Origin of the sequence: Nonomuraea sp. NPDC050536 (genome assembly GCF_044457685.1) — a bacterium.
Classification (GTDB): domain Bacteria; phylum Actinomycetota; class Actinomycetes; order Streptosporangiales; family Streptosporangiaceae; genus Nonomuraea.
The window spans coordinates 231,378-247,765 of record NZ_JBITHD010000009.1 but is presented as its reverse complement, the minus strand read 5'-3'; the positions used below and the strand labels follow the sequence as shown (position 1 = coordinate 247,765).

Annotated in this window: 16 protein-coding genes and 1 tRNA gene; 7 read left to right on the top strand and 10 right to left on the bottom strand. The window is 70.0% G+C overall.

Going from position 1 to position 16,388, the window contains the following annotated elements:
- Window positions 1–57: 57 nt before the first annotated feature.
- From ACIBHX_RS25905 to ACIBHX_RS25895, 3 genes are all read left to right on the top strand, one after another.
- Window positions 58–1,167: an ROK family protein gene (locus tag ACIBHX_RS25905; RefSeq protein ID WP_397069814.1), complete on the top strand. Its 1,110-nt coding sequence runs from the start codon at window positions 58–60 to the stop codon at window positions 1,165–1,167.
- Between the two features lie 56 nt (window positions 1,168–1,223).
- Window positions 1,224–4,115 carry a BTAD domain-containing putative transcriptional regulator gene (locus tag ACIBHX_RS25900; protein WP_397069813.1) on the top strand — a complete coding sequence of 964 codons (2,892 nt, stop codon included), beginning with the start codon at window positions 1,224–1,226 and terminating at the stop codon, window positions 4,113–4,115.
- A 101-nt stretch (window positions 4,116–4,216) separates the two neighbouring features.
- The gene (locus tag ACIBHX_RS25895; protein ID WP_397069812.1) at window positions 4,217–4,630 is read left to right on the top strand and encodes an ATP-binding protein; all 414 of its coding nucleotides are present in this window, start codon (window positions 4,217–4,219) and stop codon (window positions 4,628–4,630) included.
- Window positions 4,631–4,656: 26 nt separating this feature from the next.
- Here ACIBHX_RS25895 and ACIBHX_RS25890 read toward each other — a convergent pair whose 3' ends face one another.
- Complete coding sequence (locus tag ACIBHX_RS25890) at window positions 4,657–5,262, bottom strand: DUF1326 domain-containing protein (RefSeq protein WP_397069811.1); 606 nt, start codon at window positions 5,260–5,262, stop codon at window positions 4,657–4,659.
- A 679-nt stretch (window positions 5,263–5,941) separates the two neighbouring features.
- Window positions 5,942–6,016: transfer RNA gene (locus ACIBHX_RS25885), tRNA-Val, on the bottom strand.
- Between the two features lie 440 nt (window positions 6,017–6,456).
- Between ACIBHX_RS25885 and ACIBHX_RS25880 the strand changes: the two genes are divergently transcribed.
- Window positions 6,457–6,873: an SsgA family sporulation/cell division regulator gene (locus ACIBHX_RS25880; protein WP_020547189.1), complete on the top strand. Its 417-nt coding sequence runs from the start codon at window positions 6,457–6,459 to the stop codon at window positions 6,871–6,873.
- A gap of 158 nt (window positions 6,874–7,031) precedes the next feature.
- Here the strand turns inward: ACIBHX_RS25880 and ACIBHX_RS25875 are convergent, their stop codons facing one another.
- Window positions 7,032–7,661, bottom strand: a complete 630-nt coding sequence (locus tag ACIBHX_RS25875) for a DUF305 domain-containing protein (protein ID WP_397069810.1) — start codon at window positions 7,659–7,661, stop codon at window positions 7,032–7,034.
- Between the two features lie 37 nt (window positions 7,662–7,698).
- On the opposite strand from ACIBHX_RS25875, the gene ACIBHX_RS25870 reads away from it, so the two are divergent.
- A complete protein-coding gene (locus tag ACIBHX_RS25870; protein WP_397069809.1) occupies window positions 7,699–9,051 on the top strand; it encodes an LVIVD repeat-containing protein in 1,353 nt (450 codons plus the stop codon).
- 13 nt (window positions 9,052–9,064) lie between these two features.
- On the opposite strand, the gene ACIBHX_RS25865 is transcribed toward ACIBHX_RS25870, so the two are convergent.
- The 5 genes from ACIBHX_RS25865 to ACIBHX_RS25845 form a co-directional block, all read right to left on the bottom strand.
- Complete coding sequence (locus tag ACIBHX_RS25865) at window positions 9,065–9,574, bottom strand: GNAT family N-acetyltransferase (protein ID WP_397069808.1); 510 nt, start codon at window positions 9,572–9,574, stop codon at window positions 9,065–9,067.
- A gap of 16 nt (window positions 9,575–9,590) precedes the next feature.
- Complete coding sequence (locus ACIBHX_RS25860) at window positions 9,591–10,148, bottom strand: hypothetical protein (RefSeq protein ID WP_397069807.1); 558 nt, start codon at window positions 10,146–10,148, stop codon at window positions 9,591–9,593.
- Between the two features lie 142 nt (window positions 10,149–10,290).
- Window positions 10,291–11,121, bottom strand: a complete 831-nt coding sequence (locus ACIBHX_RS25855; protein WP_397069806.1) for an aminotransferase class IV — start codon at window positions 11,119–11,121, stop codon at window positions 10,291–10,293.
- Window positions 11,118–12,122 (bottom strand): chorismate-binding protein, encoded by a 1,005-nt coding sequence (locus ACIBHX_RS25850; RefSeq protein ID WP_397069805.1) that lies wholly within the window; start codon window positions 12,120–12,122, stop codon window positions 11,118–11,120. The genes ACIBHX_RS25855 and ACIBHX_RS25850 overlap by 4 nt, the downstream gene beginning before the upstream one ends.
- On the bottom strand, window positions 12,089–12,997 hold the full coding sequence (locus ACIBHX_RS25845; protein WP_397069804.1) for a LysR family transcriptional regulator: 909 nt from the start codon (window positions 12,995–12,997) through the stop codon (window positions 12,089–12,091). The genes ACIBHX_RS25850 and ACIBHX_RS25845 overlap by 34 nt, the downstream gene beginning before the upstream one ends.
- Before the next feature lie 57 nt (window positions 12,998–13,054).
- Between ACIBHX_RS25845 and ACIBHX_RS25840 the strand changes: the two genes are divergently transcribed.
- The gene (locus ACIBHX_RS25840; protein WP_397069803.1) at window positions 13,055–14,212 is read left to right on the top strand and encodes an NAD(P)-binding domain-containing protein; all 1,158 of its coding nucleotides are present in this window, start codon (window positions 13,055–13,057) and stop codon (window positions 14,210–14,212) included.
- A gap of 114 nt (window positions 14,213–14,326) precedes the next feature.
- Here the strand turns inward: ACIBHX_RS25840 and ACIBHX_RS25835 are convergent, their stop codons facing one another.
- Window positions 14,327–15,001 carry a hypothetical protein gene (locus tag ACIBHX_RS25835; protein ID WP_397069802.1) on the bottom strand — a complete coding sequence of 225 codons (675 nt, stop codon included), beginning with the start codon at window positions 14,999–15,001 and terminating at the stop codon, window positions 14,327–14,329.
- A gap of 180 nt (window positions 15,002–15,181) precedes the next feature.
- Complete coding sequence (locus ACIBHX_RS25830; protein WP_397069801.1) at window positions 15,182–15,808, bottom strand: GNAT family N-acetyltransferase; 627 nt, start codon at window positions 15,806–15,808, stop codon at window positions 15,182–15,184.
- Window positions 15,809–16,049: 241 nt separating this feature from the next.
- Here ACIBHX_RS25830 and ACIBHX_RS25825 point away from each other — a divergent pair, with 241 nt between their 5' ends.
- Entirely contained in the window at window positions 16,050–16,385 is a 336-nt protein-coding gene (locus tag ACIBHX_RS25825) for a hypothetical protein (RefSeq protein ID WP_397069800.1), read from the top strand.
- Window positions 16,386–16,388 lie beyond the last annotated feature (3 nt).

Below are 16,388 nucleotides of genomic sequence, written 5' to 3'. Positions count from 1 at the left end.
TGGTTGGCGACCCTAGGCGCGGTAGGAGCCGGGCGTCAAGAGAGGAAGAATGACCACATGCCCCAGCCTCGGTATCGGGAGGATCTGGTCCGCGCGGAGATTCTCGCTCTGGCCGGGTCGCAACCGCTCAACCGCTCACAGATCGCCGCCCGGCTCGGCTTAGGCGCGGCCACGGTCAGCGACCACACCCGGCGCCTGATCGAGCTGGGCTTCATGCGCGAGCTGCCGCCGCAGGTCAGCGGCCCCGGCAGGCCGCGCGTGCCGCTGGAGGTGGTCGCCGACGCCGCCCACACGCTGGGCCTGCGCGTCCACCCCGACCACCTGGTGGGGGTGGTGATGCGGCTCGACGGCAGCGAGGTGCGGCGCTTCAAGCTGCCGTTCTCCCCCGCCGACGACCCGGTCGACCAGCTCGCCTCGGCCTGCGAGCCCGTCCTGGAGGACTCCCGGGTGCGCGCGGTCGGCCTGGCCCTCCCCGGTCTCATCGACCCCTTCGCCGGGACCGTACGGCTCTCGCCCCGGCTCGGCTGGACCGACCTGCCGCTGCTGCCCCTGCTCGCCGCCCGGCTGCCGGTGCCCGTGCTGATCGACAACGACACGCGCGCCTCGACCACGGCCGAGTTGCTGTTCGGCGCCGGGCGCGAGCACGACGACTTCCTGGTGCTGGCCATCGGCGACGGCGTCGGCATGGGCATCGTGCTGGGCCGCCGCGTGCACCGCGGCCCCGACGGCGTGGCCGGCGAGTTCGGCCACGTCCCCATCGGGCCCGGCGGTCCCACCTGCGTGTGCGGGCGGCGCGGCTGCCTGGACGCCTACGTCGCCGACTACGCCCTGGCCGCCGAGGCCCGCGCCCGCGGCCTGACCTCCACGCAGGTCCCCGACCTGGTACGGCTGGCCGCCGAGGACGCCCCGGGCATCAGGGACCTGCTCGCGGAGACCGGCGCCATCCTCGGCAGGGCGGTGGCCGGGGTCGCCAACGTGCTGGCCGTACGCGCCATGACGGTGATCGGTGAGAGCCACGTGCTGTGGCCCTACCTGGCGCCCGGTTTCCACTCCGTGTCCGACGACGGCATCCTGCCAGGCCTGGACATCGCGGTCCGCCCCTGGGACGACAGCGGGCACGCCCTCGGCGCCGCCAGCCTCGTGCTGGCCGCGAGCGTCGTGTCCTGAGCCTCGAAGCTCACAGATCGTGGCGGTCTGACAATCCTTGGTAAAGTCGCCGTATCATGATCCCTCGCCTGGAGTTCGCGGTCCTCGGACCCCTCCTGGTCACGGCGGACGGCGAGCAGATCGATCTGGGGCCGCCCAAGGCCCGCGGGCTGCTCGCGCTGCTGCTGTGCGACCCCGGCAAGCCGATCGCGGTGCAGACGCTGATCAATGAGCTGTGGGGCGAGGCGCCCCCGAAATCGGCGGCCAAGAACATCCAGCTCTACGTGCACACGTTACGGCGGGCGCTGGGCGATCCCGAGCGGATCGTCCGGCGCGAGCCCGGCTACCTGGTCGTCGTCGCTCCCGGCGAGCTGGACGAGCGCCGCTTCGCCGAGCTGGCCGCCCAGGGCGCGGCCGAGACCGACCCGGCGCGCGCCGCCCGCGTGCTGCGCACGGCGCTGGAGCTGTGGCGGGGCGAGGACGCCTTCGCCGACATCCAGGACATCCCGCTGGTCCGCTCCGAGGCCAGGCGCCTGGCCGAGTCGCGGGTGGTGGCCGTGCGGCACCGCATCGACGCCGACCTCCAGCTGGGCAGGCACGCCGAGCTGGTGCCCGAGCTGGTGGCGCTGACCGGCCGCAACCCGCTGCGCGAGCGGCTGTGGGCGCGGCTGATGACCGCGCTGTACCGGTGCGGGCGCAAGGCCGAGGCGCTGGAGGCCTTCAGCGAGGTCAGGCGCGTGCTGGCCGAGGAGACCGGCCTCGACCCCGGGCCCGAGCTGCAGGCGCTGCAGCGGGCCATCCTCACCTCCGACCCGGCGCTCGACCTGCCGGGCGGCCGCTCCCCCTTGCGGCCGCACACGCTGCCAGGCGACCTGGCCGACTTCACCGGGCGTGCCGAGGAGCTGGCGGTGCTGCGGGAGACGCTCAGCGGTGAGCGCGACCCCGACGCCCCGGTGCCGGTGGTGACCGTGTCGGGGCGCGGCGGCATCGGCAAGACCACGTTCGCCGTGCACGCCGCCCACCGCGTCTCCTCCGCCTACCCCGACGGCCAGCTCTTCGCCGACCTGCACACCCGCGCGGACCCGCTGGAGGTGCTCGGCCGGTTCCTGCGGGCGCTGGGCGTGGCCGACGCCCACGTGCCCGAGGACGGCGACGAGCGCGCCTCGCTCTACCGCAGCGTGCTGGCCGGACGGCGGGTGCTGGTCGTCCTCGACAACGTGGGCGACGAGGGGCAGGTGCGGCCGCTGCTGCCGGGCAGCGGCACCTGCGGAGTGATCGTCACCAGCCGGCCGCGGCTGGGCGGACTGGCGTGCACGCGCTCGATCGACCTGGAGGGCCTGTCGGACACCGAGGGCCTGCGCCTGCTGGCGGCGATCACCGGGCGGCGGCGCGTCGGCGCCGAGTGGGCCGCCGCCTCCCGGTTGCTGCGGCTGTGCGCGGGGCTGCCGCTGGCGCTGCGGATCGCCGGGGCCCGGCTGGTGGCCAGGCCGCACTGGCGGGTGGCCGACCTGGTCGACCAGCTCGGCGACGAGCGCGACCGGCTCGACCGGCTGCGCCACGGTGACCAGACCGTGCGGGCCAGCTTCGCGCTGGGCTACCACGCGCTGCCGCCCCGGGCTCGGCTGCTGTTCCGGCTGCTGGGGCGGCTCGACGCGCCTGACCTGCCGTCCTGGGTGGCGGCAGCCGTACTCGACACCTCGCTGAAGGAGGCCGACGAGCTGCTCGACGAGCTGGTCGAGGCGCGGCTGCTGGACGGCACCGGGCCGGCCCGCTACCGCTTCCACGACCTGATCCGGGTCTTCGCCCGCGAGCTCGACGAGCCCGGCGACCAGGAGGCGCTGCGGCGGGCCTTCGGCGGGTGGCTGGCGCTGACCGACGCCGCGCACCGGGCCGCCGGGGCCGGGGTGTACGTGGGCGAGACGCCGCGCTGGCGGCCCGAGATCGCCACCGCTGGGCTGCGGGTGGCGGACAGGCCCGTCGCGCTGATGCTGGCCGAGCGGACGGCGCTGGTGCGGGCGGTGGAGCAGTGCGCGTCGCTGGGGATGGACGAGCTGTGCTGGGAGCTGGCGCTCGGCGCGATGCCGGCCTTTCAGCAGGGCTACTACGTCGACGAGTGGCTGCAGGTGCAGCAGCGGGCGCTGGCCGCCTGCCAGGCGGCGGGCAACCGGCGGGGCGAGGCCGCGATGTGGCACCTGCTGGGGTCGCTGCACGCCTGGCGGCGCCGCTACGCCGAGGCGGGCGGCGCCCACGACCGGGCCCTGCGGCTGTTCCAGGAGATCGGCGACCGGCACGGCACCGCGATCGTGCTGCGGCACCTGGCCGTCTACGAGCGCATCGCCGGCAACGCCGCCCGCTCGGTCGAGCTGGCGCGCCAGGCCTACGACCTGCTGGAGGAGCTGGGCGACGGCAGCGCGGCGGCCGACGCGCTGCACCAGATCGGCATCGTGCACGTCGAGAACGGCTCACTCGAGACCGCGGTCGCGGTCCTGCATCAGGCGGTGGAGCAGGCCCAGCAGGCCGGGGCGGTGCTGATCAGGACGCAGAGCTCCTACTGGCTGGGCGAGGCTTACCTGGCGCTCGGCCGGCCGGCCGAGGCCGAGCGGGCCTTCGAGGTGATCGAGGAGTTCGCCCACGCCATCGGCGGCACCGCGGCGTTCGCGTACGTGCACTACGCCCGCGGGCTGCTGCACTCGGCCAGGGGCGAGCCTGAGCCCGCCCGCGACCGGCTCGTGGTGGCGCTGGAGATGTCGCGGGAGCTGCGCGACCCGCTCATGCAGGTGCGCTCCCTGCACGCGCTGGCCCGCGCCTACCTGGCCCAGTCCGCGACGGAGGAGGCGCGCGTCTGCCTGGACGAGGCGATGGAGCTGTGCCGGCGGCTGGACATCCCGCTGTGGACGGCGCGCCTGCGCGACAGCCTGAACGAGCTGCCGCTCGGCACCCCCGTGAGCCGTGCCGGTGTTCGTCCGTGATCTGGCAGGAGAGCGTTGACCCGGCGGCGGTGTCGAGAGACCCTGGTCGGCGGTTGGGTGCGCCCGCACCGTCGCAGGGGACAACCGGCGAGAGGTCCGAGATGAGCGGCCACGAGCTCCCGATCATGGCCACCGCTTTCACCCGGCGTCAGGTCACCGACCTGCGGCACTCCGTCGGCGATCACGCGCGCCGATCAGGGCTGAGCGGCGCCCGCCACGAAAACTTCGTCCTGGCGGTCCACGAGGCGGTCACCAACGTCGTCGACCACGCCGGCGGCCGTGGCCTGCTCCGCCTCTGGCGGAGCGACGCCCAGCTGCACTGCGAGATCTCGGACTCCGGCCCCGGCATACCGGACGGCACCCTCGACTCGCCGATGCCCCCGCTGGATCACTTCGGCGGCCGGGGCCTCTGGCTGGTCCGCCTCCTCAGCGACGCCACCGCCATCGACACGGGGCCCGCCGGCACCCGCGTCCGCATCACGTTCCACTTGATGCCCGTCCCCAAACCCGCCTGATCTCCGCTGGGGTCTGGTGTTGATCCCTAAGCCGACCAGGAGAAGGGCGCCGAGAACGCGTTCTTCCCCTCATTCGACCATTCCAGCCCGAAGGCGTTGACCTCCGCCGTCAGCGCTCGCCCGGCGGCCAGCGTGTCGGCAGGGAAGCCGATGCCGCTGACGCGGACGCCTTGCCCGGTCGAATCGAGTGGAGAGACGAAGTCCTCGACCTCCATACGCACCGCATCCCCGATCCGTACCCGATGCAGACGGCCGTCGTCGACATAGTCGATCGGGGCGACCTCCATTCCCAGCATCTCGCCGATCAGCGGCGCGAGGGCCTCCATCGGCCCGCCCCGCTGGCCGGAGAAGATCGCTCCGAGCGCCTCCGCCTGCTCCTGCGAGGCCGCCGCGTCCATGTACACTCCCGCGCGCCAGTCGCCTTGCCCCATGAGCGATGGCGTGTCGGCCACGATCGCGACCGTGAGACCTCCCACCTCGACCCCGTCGACCTGCCCGGAGTCGATGTGGAAAGCGAGCGCCACACGGCACCGTTCGTTGTCGGCCGGTGCCGTCAGCCCAGAAGTCGAACACGGGCAGATCATGTCGCAGTTGCAGTTCTCGAAATAGGTTCCTTCCAGGTGCCAAGGCATCAGTGCCTCCCCTCACCACACCTCTCATCAACATCTCCCCAGGTCAACCCCCATGTCAACGCCCGAGCAAGATCGCCCGTCATCCCAAGATCCACACCCTCGGCGCAAGGCGGGATCCGGTTCTCACAGGTCACATTCGCTACCGGCCCATTGGCATGCCGACGGCGGTGGCCGTTCGACGACCCCGGCGCCTTGCTCTTGAAGCAATTCGACGCCTTGGCGGTCAGCCACGAACCGGGGGCGCGCACGAGCCCTCAACAACACCCACCCAGGGCCAGGGGGCCACAGGGCTCTTACCTTGGAGCAGGCCACGGCAGTTCTGGAGGCGAACGAGACGACTAAACCGTGGCTGCGTGCGGACATCCTCGTTTCGCACCTCGTCGGGCTCCGTACCGAGGAGGTTCGTGAATTGCCATGGGTGTATTGATCGCCAAGGACTGGACCCCTCGCGAGATGAGACACGGCTTCGTCTCGCTGCTCTCCGCTGACGGTGTGCCCATCGAACAGATGTCGGCGGTTCAGCGGTCACGGAGAAGATCTACCGTCAGAAAATCCGTCCCGTGATGCGGGAGGGGACAGTGATCATGGATCGGATCTTCCCTGGCCAGGACGCCGAGGATCCGTAAGTATCCGGAAGATCAAGAAGGCCACTTCCCGCGTTGGGAAGTGGCCTCTGACGTGGTGGGCGATACTGGGATCGAACCAGTGACCTCTTCGGTGTGAACGAAGCGCTCTCCCGCTGAGCTAATCGCCCGCCCTGTGCCGGCTCCGTGTGGCGCCGACGGGGAAAACCATACCGCACTCCCGGACCTCCTGGCGCATCGGCGCGGGGCGTCGACGCCGCTGGGAGACGATTCGGGGGAAACGCGGTGGTTGGCCATCAGCGGGGTGGGCTCGTGGCATACCATCGTCCTGTTCCGTAACGTGCCGATCGTGATCCTTTGCAGTGAAAGGTTCCGGTGGGCACGCCGGGACAGGCTCCGCAACACGCAAAACCCTTGTAAACAGGGACCGATTGATGTCGTTTAGCCAGGTAGATGCCTAAATGTCCTGCTGTGATGTGCGTTACAGAAGGCCCCAGGAGCGGAATCTTTCCTACAGGTTTCTTCGTTCCGCGTCATAGCTCAGGACGAAGTCCGTGTGAGCAGTGAAAGCCCCGTAGAGGGGACCTACGACGAAAAGGTTTGGCTGACGATGAACAGCACCACCGTCTCCGCCGAGCTTGGCCTTCGGCTTGTGGTCCCCGACCGTACAACCGTCCCCCTGCTCGCCGGACTGAGTTACACAGCCGACGATCCGTATGCCATCCGCATGGCCTTCCACGTAGGGAACGACGAACCGGTCGAGTGGATCTTCGCCCGCGAATTGCTGACCGTGGGCATCGTGAGACGCGTCGGCGACGGCGACGTGCAGGTCTGGCCTGCGCGTGCCGACGGCGAACGCACCCTGCACATCAGCCTGACGTCACCGTTCGGACAGGCGCTCTTCGAAGTCCCGCTGGCTCCTCTCACCGAGTTCCTGCATCGCACCTACGAGAAGGTGCCCGCAGGCCGGGAGACCGATTTCATGGACCTGGACGCCGAGCTGACCAACATGCTCTGGCCCTCTTAAAGAATCCCCAACCCCCAGCCCCCACGACTCCTGTACGGCAAGCCGAGCCCACCGCCACCCGCCGACGTGCCCGCACGTCCCGCAGCGGCCGGTGCGCATGGGTGAATCGGCCTCTCGCCGTCACGACGCCAGATGAGCCACCCGACGGCTACCCAGCGTTACCGGGCGGTTTCCTTCATCCTGGCGATCTCGATGCTCTGCCCCGCGTAGACGTCGCGGGCCATCAGCCGCATCCGCTGGTCCTGCCCCCGCGCCAGCTCCTCCTCCGCCATCTTCAGCGCGCCCGTGTGGTGCCTGATCATGAGCCGCAGGAACATCCGGTCGAACTCCGCGCCCCTGGCGGCGTCCAGGGCGGTCAGCTCGGACGCTGCGGCCATGCCGTACGACGTGGGCCCGTGCCCGTGCCCTGCCGGAGCGGGGCGTCCCTGGTCGGCGAGCCAGGATGACAGCAGCTTGATCTCCGGTCCCTGCGCGAGCGTGATCTGGTCGGCGATGCGCCGTATCTGCGGGTTCGTGGTGCGTTCCGCCACCAGGCTCGTCATCTCCAGCGCCTGCTCGTGGTGCGGGATCATCGACTCCGCGAAGCGGACGTCCGCCTCCACGGGCGTGCCCGTCTGTCCCAGGCGCTCTCCGGGGCTTGCCGTACGGCCTGCCGTACCGGGACCCTGGGGGACGATCACCGGGGCGCCCGAGCCGATGGGCGAGGGACCGCCGGGGGCGGCGGAGCAGCCCGCCAGCGCGAGGATCGTCACAGCCGTGACGGTCAGCGCGCGCCGGTGAGATGACATAGCTTCCATACTGGACCACGAGATCTAGGGAGCGCGCGTGCACACTGCCAGGTTTCGAGGGGTGGTGGCGTGCGCGGTGGCGATCCTGCTCGCCGCCTGCTCACCCGCGCCCGCTCAGGAGCCGTCGCGGCGTGCAGCAGCCTCGGACGACGTGATGACGAGCAAGAACGTCAAGCTGGTGGCCAACGTGCCGCGGACGGCGCCGCTCAACGGGCCCATGGACTGGAACACCGACCTGGCCTTCCAGGGCGACTACGCCTTCGTCGGCAACTTCGGCGGCTTCGCGATCTACGACATCAGCGACCCCGCCAAGCCCAGGACCGTCAGCCAGGTTGCCTGTCCCGCCCAGCAGAACGACGTTTCCGTCTACGGCGACCTGCTGATCCTGTCGGTGGACGAGCCGCGCAGCGACGAGACGTGCGCCTCCACCACGAACGACCGCAACTGGGAGGGACTGCGGATCTTCGACATCAGCGACAAGGCCAGCCCCAGGTACGTCGCGTCGGTGGCCACCGACTGCGGGTCGCACACGCACACGATGATCCCCGACGGCGACAAGCTCTTCGTGTACGTGTCCTCGCCGGGGCCGCAGCCCAACTCGAAGACGTGCCCGGCGCCGCACGAGCTCATCCAGGTCGTGGAGATCCCCGTCAACGACCCCAAGTCGGCTCAGGTCGTGGCGAAGCCCAACATCCTGCCCGGGCAGCAGGACTCCATGAGCGGGTGCCACGACATCACCGCCTACCCGGAGAAGCATCTGGCAGCGGCGGCCTGCTTCGGCGAGGGGTTCCTGCTCGACATCGCCGACCCGGTCAACCCCAAGGTGCTGCAGCAGGTCCGCGACACGGAGAACTTCCAGATCTGGCACTCGGCGACGTTCAACAACGACGCCACCAAGGTCGTCTTCAGCGACGAGCTGGGCGGCGGCTCGGCTCCGACGTGCGACAGCCACACGCCCAGTACCAAGGGCGCGGACGCGATCTACGACATCGTCGGCGGCAGCCTCGAGCGGCGCGGCTACTTCAAGATCCCGCGCGAGCAGCAGCCGGACGAGAACTGCGTGGCGCACAACGGCTCGCTCCTGCCCGTCAAGGGGCGGGACATCATGGTCCAGGCCTGGTATCAGGGCGGCGTGTCGATCTGGGACTTCACGGACTCGACGCAGCCCAAGGAGATCGGCTACTTCGAACGCGGGCCGTACCCTCCGGACAGCGCGGGAGGCGTGGCGGGGTCGTGGTCGGCGTACTACTACAACGGCTACATCTACTCCAGCGACATCCGCATGGGCCTGGACGTCATCGCCATCTCGGACCCGCTGACGGACCCGGCCGAGAAGAGCAAGATGCCCGACTTCAACGTCCAGACCCAGAAGTCGTACGGCGGGCAGTGACGAGTGCGAGCGGCTAGCGGGTGAAGACCACGATGGCGGCTTGGGGGGCCGTGAGGCGGTGCCAGCCGAGGCGTTCGTAGAGGCGGATGGCGTCCGCGGCCTGAGGTGAGGTGAGGAGCCAGGCGCGGGGGGCGTCGGCGCACAGGAGGTCGAGGAGGCGGCCGGCCAGGCCCTGGCCCCGGGCGTGCGGGCTGACGGCGAGCTCGTCGACCTCGAGGGCGCCCACGAGGCGGGTGTCCACCTGGTCGCCCAGTTCGGCGCGGACGCGGCCGTAGGCGCGGTTAGCGGGGAACGGGGGCTGAGTCGGCCAGGCCGTACCGAAGCCCGCGGGACGGCCCTCATCGGAGGCCAGGACGGCACTGAAGCCGGGACGGCGCACGTCGGTTTCCAGGCGCTTGGCGAAGGCGTCGGCCTCGGCGGGGTACTCGTTCCATGGCGGCTCCGCGAAGGCGGACCGGTAGAGCTCGACGAAGGCGGGCGTGCGGGCCAGGGCCTCATCCCCGGACAGCCGTTCCAGGCGCATGCGGGCAACCGTATCGTCAGATCTCCTCGACGGGGATCCCGAGGGTGCGCAGGGCCGTGGCGAGCCTGGCAGCGCCGTCCAGGACCGAGAAGCCGATCACCACGCCGTCCGTCAGGCCCACGTAGACGGCCGGGCGCGGCCTGAACAGGTGAGGGCGTTCGATCACGATGTCGCGGATCTCGTCCAGCCGGATCTCGGACCCGAACCGCCCGAACGCCAGCCGGTCGGGATGGACCGCCAGGACGGCCGTGTACGAGACCTGCCGCTGGTGTATCCCCTCCTGCCGCTGGAGCCTGACGGCGAACTCGCCCGTGCCGACCCGCATCCTCGCCACCGTCAGCTTCCGCAGCAGCAGGTCGCCCGGCGGCAGCAGGGCGGCGCCGCCCACGAGGACCGCCAGGGCCCACCAGTTGGCGGTCAGCGCCGTGTGCGCCGCCACGACCGCCACCGTGATCAGCGGTCCGACCGTGACGCCCCGGCGCGTCCTGCCGGCCACGGCCGCCACCTGCCGTGCCGTACCGCGCCCCAGAGTCCCCGGCGGGCGGGCGGATATACGTGAACGTGGATCGGACATGCAGCACCCCCGTGCCCCGATACGCTTCCCCTGGTCCCCCGACCGTGTCCGACACCCTAGTGGGTCGGCGGGCCCTCCTGGCGAATGCCGTACGGCGAGCCCGCATCCGGGGTGGGGGCGGGGTGCGCCCCCACCTGGGGCGTCAGGGGTTGAGGTCGGTGGCGGAGCGGTCGGCGAAGATCTTCATGGCTTCGGCCGTGACCGGGCCGGGAGCCACCGCGAGCTCCGTGTCGTCGACGAGCTTGATCGGCTGGATGTCGCGGGTGGTCGAGGTGAGGAAGGCCTCCTCCGCCTCGTAGAGGGCCGAGAGGGGGACGTCCTCCTCGACACCGCCGCACCACTCCAGGGTGAGGGCCCGGGTGACGCCCGCGAGGCAGCCCGACTCGAGGGTGGGGGTGACGAGCCGCCCGCCGTACACCAGGAAGAGGTTGGAGCCGGTGCCCTCGCAGAGGTTGCCGGCCAGGTTGCCGAAGACGGCCTCGCCGCCGCCGCGGGCCTTGGCGTAGGCCAGGGCCTTGGCGTTGTCGCCGTAGGAGGTGGACTTGACGCCCGCCAGGGCGCCGCGCTCGTTGCGGGGCCAGGGGACGACCACCACCTTGGCCGTGGCGGGGAACGGCTTCTGCTCGTCGACGATGACGACCGAGGTGGTGCCCTGGTCGCCGCGGTCGGAGCCGAGCGGGCCCGGGCCGCTGGTGTAGGTGACGCGGATGCGGCCGAGCGGCCAGGCGGGGGCCTCGGCCAGGCACTTGCCGATGCCGTCGGCGATGGCCGACACGTCGGGGTCCGGCAGGTCCATGCGCTGGGCGGACAGGGTGAGCCGGTCGAGGTGGCGGGTGAGCGCGAACGCCTTGCCGTTCACGATCTTGATGGTCTCGAACACGCCGTCGCCGACCATCAGGCCGTGGTCGAAGACGGATACGGTTGCCCGGGCGGGATCGATCAGCTCGCCGTTGACCCAGACGGGGATGGTCATCTATTGCCTCCTGAGGATGCCAGTGCGATCAGCCTGGACGCCTTGAGCTCGGTTTCCTGCCACTCTCGCCGGGGGTCGCTGCCCCAGGTGATGCCGGCCCCGGTGCCGAAGCGGATCTCGCCGCCGGTCATCCAGAACGTGCGGATCCCGACGGCCAGCGCCGCGGTGCCTCGGTCGGCGTCCACCCAGCCGATCGCCCCACAGTACGGCCCGCGGGGTTCCGGTTCGAGTTCATTGATGATGCGCAGCGCGGATGATTTGGGCGCCCCTGTCACCGAGCCGGGCGGGAACGTGGCGGCGAACAGTTCCGGCCAGCCGAAGCCCGGCGCGAGCCGGGCGCGGACCGTGGAGACGAGGTGCACCGAGCCCGGGTAGTCCTCGACGGTGCACAGCGAGGGCACGCTGACCGAGCCGACGGCGGCCACGATCCCCAGGTCGTTGCGGACCAGGTCGACGATCATGACGTTCTCGGCGTAGTCCTTCTCCAGCAGGTCGTCCCTGGTCACACCGGTGCCCTTGATCGGCCGCGACTCGATCACGGCGCCGTCGCGCGACAGGTACAGCTCGGGCGAGGCGGTCACCACGCTCAAGCCGGGCACGTGGATGACCCCCGCGTAGTTCGCCGGATTTCCGGAGGAGAGCCTGGCCGCCAGCGCCAGCGGATCGGCCGACGGGGGAAGCGGCGCCGACAGCACCCGGCACAGGTTCGCCTGGTAGACCTCGCCCTCGGCGATGTAGCCCCGGATGGCCTGGACGCCGCGCTCGTACCCGGCCTGGTCGAGGGAGCTGCGCCACTCCACAGGCCCGATCCACGGCCCGGCCGGGGGCAGCGGGGCCGGCCGTACCGCGTCGAAGCGGGCGCACGTCACCTTGCCCTCGAAATCCACCACGACCGCCCACCAGCCGGACCCGTCGAGCGCGCCCAGGTCGGACGTCAGGTCGCGCAGCCCTGTCGCCAGGAGACCGTTCAGATGGGCGAAAGCGTCGTGCACACGTCCCATTCTCCCAGCAATCCGGCGAACTCCAGCGCGGCGGGCAGCGGCTCGTCCGGCAGCGCCACGTACACCCCGCGGGTGGGGGCGTGCTCGAGCAGCGGACGCAGCACCAGATCAGCGGGTACGGCGCGCGCCGCGAGCTCGGGCACCAGCGTCACGCCGAGCCCGGCGGCGACGAATCCGAACTTTCCCGTCCATTCGGCCACCCGCAGGCCGCTGCGCGGCGTGAACCCGGCCGCGGCGCAGGCCGCCAGCAGCTGCGTCGGCTGGCCGCGCGGCGCCGCCTCGATCCACCTCTCCTCGGCCAGGTCGCGCAGGTCGACGGCGTCCTGTACGGCGAGCCGATGCGTGCGCGGCAGCGCGACCAGCAGCCGGTCCTCCAGCAGCAGCCGCCCGTCGACGGGAAGCCCGTCGGGGTAGTCGCTGACGACGGCCACGTCCAGCCTGCCGGCGTGCAGCCGCTCGAGCAGCCTCGCGCTCAGCCCCTCGACCATCCGCAGCTCGACCCGCGGGTGCCGGGCCGCGAAGGCCTTCATCGTGGCGGGCACCATGTCGACGTTGGCCGTGGCGAACGCCCCGACGCGCAGCGTGCCGCCGCTGCCGGCGTGGATGGCGGCCAGCTCCTCCTTGGCCCGCGCCAGCCGGTCGAGGACGGCGACGGCGTGGCGGTGCAGCGCGACTCCGGCCGGCGTCAGCCGTACCCCTCTGGCCAGGCGCTCGAACAGGGGGCCGCCGCAGGCGCGCTCGAGCGCGGCGATGCGGCGCGAGACCGCGGACTGGGTGTAGCCCAGCAGCTCGGCGGCGGCCGTGAAGGACCCGCTCGTGGCGACCTCGTCGAAGAGGCGGAGCGTGGCAGCGTCAAAGGCATTCTCATCAAGCATGGCTGCCATGCAATCTAGTCGGTGGTGGAATGCCTCGCATCTAGGTTGAATGTTCGCATGATTACTTTTCTTGGACAGGGACGCATGGGCGTCCCCATGGCGCGCCGGCTGAGCGAGGCCGGGCACAAGGTGACGACGTGGCGGCGGGGCACGGGCGTGACGGTCGCCGAGGCGGTCGCGGACGCGGACCTGGTGATCACCATGCTCAGCGACCCCGACGCGGTGCGGGAGGTGCTGACGGCGGCGGTGCCGGGGCTGCGGCCGGGCGCGACGGTGGTGGAGATGTCCACGATCGGGCCGGAAGCCGTCGCGGAGCTGAGGGAGCTGCTGCCGCGCGAGGTCTGGCTGGTGGACGCGCCGGTGCTGGGCAGCGTCGGCCCGGCCGCCGACGGCACGCTGGTCGTGCTGGCCGGCGGCGAGCTCGGCGAGGTGCGCGAGGTGCTGGACGTCTTCGGCACGGTGCGCGCCTGCGGGCCGCTGGGTGCGGGCGCGGCGATGAAGCTGGCCGTGATGAGCGCGCTCGTGCCCGCCCAGGTGGTGCTCGCCGAGACGCTGGCGTACGGCGAGGCGCACGGCGTGGACCGGGCCCAGCTGGTCGACGTGCTGTCGCGGACACCGCTCGGCGGGCTGGCGGAGCGGGTGGCCGCCCCGTCGGCCGAGACCCGTTACGCGCTCGGGCTGGCGGCCAAGGACCTGCGGCTGGCGGCCTGGCCGGGCGCGCCCACGGTGGCCAGGGCACGCGAGTGGCTGCAGGAGGCGGAGTCCGCCGGGCTCGGTGACCGTGACCTGACGGCCATCGCCCGGTTCGTCGCGCTCAAGGGCAAGACGCCGAGGGCCGTGCCGGTCAACGTGACGAGCATCCCGCCCACCAACGGCTACTACTCGCATGCCGTACGGGCGGGTGACACGCTCTACATCAGCGGTCAGGCCGCCTTCGACGACGACGGCAAGGTCGTGGCGCCCGGCGACATGACCGCCCAGGCGGAGTTCGTCTTCCAGAACATCGCCAGGATCCTCGCGGACCAGGGCGCCGGCTTCGAGGACATCGCGTTCATCCGGACGTACCTGACGGACATGGACCAGCGGCTGGAGCTGGGCGCGGTGCGCACGCGCTACCTGACCGGCACGCCGCCGGCCAGCACGACGGTGGAGGTGTCGCGGCTGTTCATGGAGGGCGTGGTGCTGGAGGTGGACCTCATCGTCGCCCTCCCCTAGCTGCGGGAATGACGAAGGGTGTTGAAGATCGATCGGTGACGAAAGACCTCAACACCCTTCTCACCGCCCTGTACGTGAAGATCGACGACTGGCTTGTCCGCGGTCCCGATCCAGTTAGCTCTCGCTGGGATTCGAGGAGGGTTCTACTCGGTCCTTGAGCATTTCGTTGACGTGGCGGTCAACGGCCTGCACGACAGCGAGGAACTCTTCCTTCGGAATCAGTCGGCGCTGAGGGTCGTAGTTACTTGAGTAATCTACATCGACCAGGTACGCGCCAAATCTTTCGCGAAACTGCCAATAGGGGCATGACCTCTCAAGATCTTTTCCCTCGCCTGCGCACATTAGAGCTGGCGAATCGCCATGGAGCGACGCTGCCGTGAGGGGCATCGGGACGATGGGCCCGTAGGGGTTCTCCGCGTCAACGATGTTCCTTCCATAAGGTGCGTCTCTCTGTTCAGCCTCGGCGGCAGACGAGCTGTCCAGCCGATGAATTCGTTGAACCAGTCCATCCCGCGTCCTCAGCCGCTCTTCTTGATCTCCGAAGAACAGAGCCGACTTGCCTTGAGGCTTGCCGGCAAGGTCGAGATCATCAGTCTCCGGATTTACGTCTTCGTGCGATACCTTCCATGCTCCATTGGCCGGTTTCGCCGGAAGCTGTTCGTCCGGAAGTAGAAGGTCGTCCATCGTGATGCGGCGTGTCTCCTCGGGCGGGTTGGCTTCGATGACAGTTCCGCAGCCAACCGTGGGGATGAGTAATGTCGCAATCGCGATCTTAGACAGAAGGCGCACGATGCGATGCTGCCGTACCGATGTGAAGAAGGTGGTGATGCTGTTGTGCAGCTTTGGTGCAGGTCACTGGATCCAGCCTGGCCTACAGCCCGCCTTGAACCTGGCTTCTTCTTGGTCTCGTCTCTGGGCCGTCTGACCAGACTGGCCTGATCGCTCAGAGTTTTACATGACCAACCATCATTAGGACCGTTTTCCGATCCCAAGGCGCCACCACCGTGGCCTGGATCGTCGATATCCGCAAATGACGTCGCACGTCATGGCACTCCTGAACCACCCGCCGCGAACCTCCCGCCCGTCCGGCAGGGTGTGATGAGCGGTGCCGTCCGTCGGCGTGAATCCGGCCTTCAGCAGAGATTGCCGGCAGGCTACGTTTCCAACCTCGGTACCCGCGTATATCTCCGGCAGTCCGAGGTGTGCGTGTGCCAGGATACGGCCCAGCGTGAACAGTTGCGCCCCTAGCCCTTGACCTCGGTATTGCGGCGCCAGATACCCGCCGATCTCAGGCCGGGTCGATCGCGACGAGGTAATCTTTACAGTGCCCATAATCCGATGATTACGCCTGTTGATGAGCGCGAACCAACCAGAGCCGACGGGGTCCGGCTCATCATCCAGTTCGAGGTTCAGCAGCTCGTCCCGCGAGCTTTCGTAGCCTCGCACCATGTCGGAAGGCCAACCTAGCCATCGCTGCGCATCTTCATCGGTGCCGGCCGCCTCGGCGGCCCTCAGGGACCAGTAACCAGTCGTCCTTATCACGACCTCGTCGGTCTCTATCACATGAAGCTTTTTCGAACAGGCGACCCGCATCATGATCCGCCACGGTAGGGCGCGGTAGCGCCCATCACATCGCAACCGGGTATCAGGTGGGCAACAGACTTCGACCAGCCGGTCGCCTCATCGACAGGTCACAAAGCCCCAGGTCAACGCCCTAGATCCGGATGTACAGGTTTGAAGAAGCATCCGATCCTGGCTGCCCACGCGGGTGACGAACCATCACCTGGGTCCCGCGATGTATGGCATATTCTCTTCAGCCGAAGCAATTCTGCCGACCGTGGTGGCGGTCGCCGTCACCCGCGAGACCAGCGGCACCGGGCTGCTAGACGACCTCGATGAGGTCAAGCGCGCGGTGGTGTTCACCGTACTGATCCCGCTGTTCAACGAGCTGCTCGAGGTCCACGGCATCGGTATGAAGGTCAACTACGGGCTCAACAAGCTGCGCTTCCCCGCTCCCGTGCCCGTCGGCTCCCGCATCAGGCTCGCGGGCAAGGTCGCCGACGTCACCGAGGTCGAGGGCGGCGCGCAGGTCACCATGGCCTTCACGGTCGAGATCGAGGGCGCCGGCAGGCCGGCTTGCGTGGCGGAGGCGGTCTACCGCTTCTACAGCTGACCG

What these genes read in the sequence shown, in the direction of transcription:
- ACIBHX_RS25905 (WP_397069814.1), top strand. Translation starts at nt 58, where the DNA reads ATGCCCCAGCCTCGGTATCGGGAGGATCTGGTCCGCGCGGAGATTCTC.
- ACIBHX_RS25900 (WP_397069813.1), top strand. Translation starts at nt 1,224, where the DNA reads ATGATCCCTCGCCTGGAGTTCGCGGTCCTCGGACCCCTCCTGGTCACG.
- ACIBHX_RS25895 (WP_397069812.1), top strand. Translation starts at nt 4,217, where the DNA reads ATGAGCGGCCACGAGCTCCCGATCATGGCCACCGCTTTCACCCGGCGT.
- ACIBHX_RS25890 (WP_397069811.1), bottom strand. Translation starts at nt 5,262, where the DNA reads ATGCCTTGGCACCTGGAAGGAACCTATTTCGAGAACTGCAACTGCGAC.
- ACIBHX_RS25880 (WP_020547189.1), top strand. Translation starts at nt 6,457, where the DNA reads ATGAACAGCACCACCGTCTCCGCCGAGCTTGGCCTTCGGCTTGTGGTC.
- ACIBHX_RS25875 (WP_397069810.1), bottom strand. Translation starts at nt 7,661, where the DNA reads ATGTCATCTCACCGGCGCGCGCTGACCGTCACGGCTGTGACGATCCTC.
- ACIBHX_RS25865 (WP_397069808.1), bottom strand. Translation starts at nt 9,574, where the DNA reads ATGCGCCTGGAACGGCTGTCCGGGGATGAGGCCCTGGCCCGCACGCCC.
- ACIBHX_RS25860 (WP_397069807.1), bottom strand. Translation starts at nt 10,148, where the DNA reads ATGTCCGATCCACGTTCACGTATATCCGCCCGCCCGCCGGGGACTCTG.
- ACIBHX_RS25855 (WP_397069806.1), bottom strand. Translation starts at nt 11,121, where the DNA reads ATGACCATCCCCGTCTGGGTCAACGGCGAGCTGATCGATCCCGCCCGG.
- ACIBHX_RS25850 (WP_397069805.1), bottom strand. Translation starts at nt 12,122, where the DNA reads ATGGGACGTGTGCACGACGCTTTCGCCCATCTGAACGGTCTCCTGGCG.
- ACIBHX_RS25845 (WP_397069804.1), bottom strand. Translation starts at nt 12,997, where the DNA reads ATGCTTGATGAGAATGCCTTTGACGCTGCCACGCTCCGCCTCTTCGAC.
- ACIBHX_RS25840 (WP_397069803.1), top strand. Translation starts at nt 13,055, where the DNA reads ATGATTACTTTTCTTGGACAGGGACGCATGGGCGTCCCCATGGCGCGC.
- ACIBHX_RS25830 (WP_397069801.1), bottom strand. Translation starts at nt 15,808, where the DNA reads ATGATGCGGGTCGCCTGTTCGAAAAAGCTTCATGTGATAGAGACCGAC.